Below are 2,343 nucleotides of genomic sequence, written 5' to 3' on the forward strand. Positions count from 1 at the left end.
AACGGTCTTGTGTATGGCTCGTTGCGTGCAAATTAGCGATTATTTTTCGGTTGAGCCACAAGCCAATTTTTTAAATTTTACTATTTATCTTTTTATTGGAAATCGTCAAATTTAAAAATTTGGCGATTTTCCAAATATGCCCTAACTTTGGTTTAAGCAATTGACTAGCATTGAGCTATACACGGTGTTGCCACACGTTTTTTTATTTCCCATTCCATACTTTACTTGTCCAAAATCGGTTATCATTAATATTAAATCGACCGTCAATAAATTCCATTTCAGTCAGATAAATATTCCGAAGTGATTTTTGTACTCTATCAAATCCGTCATTTTCGTCTGAAGTTGAACTGTATTTCAGTCGGTCGAGTATCTTTATTTTTTTAGATTCCAATTCTTTTGTTCCAATATAACATTCGCCCGAGTATGAAATTCCGTCATCATTATTTATCGCGTATCGATTTTCTTTTTTTGTAATTGAAAGAAAAACAATTTTGTTGTCCTTATTATAAAAAACTGTATCGATATAAATTTCTAAAGTTTTTCCTTCTGGTGTTTTTGATGAAGCCCGAACAGAATCACGTCTTAATTCAGTCAAATTCGCAAGTTGCTTTTTGTCTGCTTGGTATTCAGATTGTTCGATTTTCAATCCGTTCAGATATTCATTTGGCGTTGACGTTTTTTTGCAACTAAATATGATGCAAAAAAGCAGAATTATTATATGTAATTGTGTTTTTCTCAAATGTGTGGCAACGTTTTTGTATAACCGCAGTTATTACGGATTTAAAAGTAATGAATTTCAGTTACAAAACCCAAGTGAGCAAATACGAGTTGATTCGGCTTGTAGTCGAATCAGCCGTAATTGCGGTTATGCGGTGTTACAAGTAGGTTCTTTATAGAGTCTAATTATTTCGTTTTTTTCGTACTGCTATTCAATTCAGTCGAGTAGAGTAGTAGTTTTGCTATATTAAACTAGATTTAAAAATCTGTTTTCAAGAGTAAAATCATCTGTTTTCAAACTTGCTGAAATTCCGCTGTGTAGTTTATTCAATTTTCTATTATATTATTTACGCTATAATTGTCAGAAGTCAAATTATTCCTAAATGTCGAATAAAATCCAATTACGTATTTTTATCGTTACTAAGTTATCACGCATTATTTTTCAAATTCAGATAGCTACTCAATGCTCGACCAAAAATCAATTTAATTTGTTTTCAACGCAATTTAGTTTTCAGCGTTTGAGTGATAAAATCCAATTTTTATAATTTACTCCACTTTTCAATTTTGTCAGAGTCAAATCCGATTCTTAGGGTTATCAAAACATGAATTTTATCTCTAAAAAATCATTGAAATTAACTTACTTGTAACGTTTTTGTATAACCGCAGTTATTACGGACTTAAAAGTAATGAATTTCAATTATAAAACCCAAGTGAGCAAATACGAGTTGATTCGGCTTGTAGTCGAATCAGCCGTAATTGCGGTTATGCGGTGTTGCCCACAGTTATTTTTTGTGACTATTAAATTTTCTCAGTAAAAATTAAATAATAAAAAATGAATAAAATTATTCCAAGAATAAGCTCTTTCCTAGATAAAGTTGGCAAAGAAAAATTAATAAATGGTAATTCACTCTTATTGAAATTCTTCTTGGGTTGCATTAAAATATCGTAATCAGTTAGTTCAAATTTGGATTCTATTTCATTAGTTTTTTCTTTCTGATGTTCTTTTGGTTTTGTATTCTTGATTTTATAGTAGGCTATGATTAATAAAACTATTCCGATTAACATAAATGGAACATCCGTTGAATCCAAAAATCTTGGGTCAACATATGGTTCACTTCCGATTAGTCTTAAAGTAATCATTTTTATACACTTTTATTTGCTCCCAGTTATTTTTTCACTTCTTCCATTGCGACATTGCTGTTTCAAAGAATTCATTTGCTTTTTCTCGGTCATCATTCACGTAAACTTTAAATTCCAAACTATCTTGTGTAACAACTTTTATAAATGACGAGTAAGTCCACGCATCCGATAAATCTTTAAATATTAGAGTATCAATTTCGCTATATATTGCTGAATTGATTTCGTTGGTTTCGTTTCTTTCGTCAATCCAATAATACGCTAATCTTTTATCACTTATAAAACCTCCATTTGTACTATTCACACTTTGGGAAGTAAATCTTAATATTTTTTCATTATTGGTTAATAATCCGATTTCACGGATATATTCCAATTCCACTTTTGATAAATCATTTCCACTTTTAATTCCGCCATTGCACGCAACTAGTAAAATTAGTAAAATTGGGCTTAAATGGCTGAATTTCATTTTTTTTCTAATTGTGGGCAACG

3 protein-coding genes are annotated in these 2,343 nt (G+C 30.5%); all 3 read right to left on the reverse strand.

Features of this window, described 5'->3' with window-relative positions:
• Window positions 1–202 precede the first annotated feature (202 nt).
• The gene (locus tag BUB82_RS11540) at window positions 203–646 is read right to left on the reverse strand and encodes a hypothetical protein (protein ID WP_143185695.1); all 444 of its coding nucleotides are present in this window, start codon (window positions 644–646) and stop codon (window positions 203–205) included.
• Between the two features lie 869 nt (window positions 647–1,515).
• A complete protein-coding gene (locus tag BUB82_RS11545) occupies window positions 1,516–1,857 on the reverse strand; it encodes a hypothetical protein (RefSeq protein WP_143185696.1) in 342 nt (113 codons plus the stop codon).
• A 34-nt stretch (window positions 1,858–1,891) separates the two neighbouring features.
• Window positions 1,892–2,343 (reverse strand): hypothetical protein (locus BUB82_RS11550; RefSeq protein ID WP_234949788.1); only part of this gene is annotated, 452 nt, incomplete at its 5' end.

Origin of the sequence: Psychroflexus salarius, assembly GCF_900129035.1 — a bacterium.
In the GTDB taxonomy this organism is placed as follows: domain Bacteria; phylum Bacteroidota; class Bacteroidia; order Flavobacteriales; family Flavobacteriaceae; genus Psychroflexus; species Psychroflexus salarius.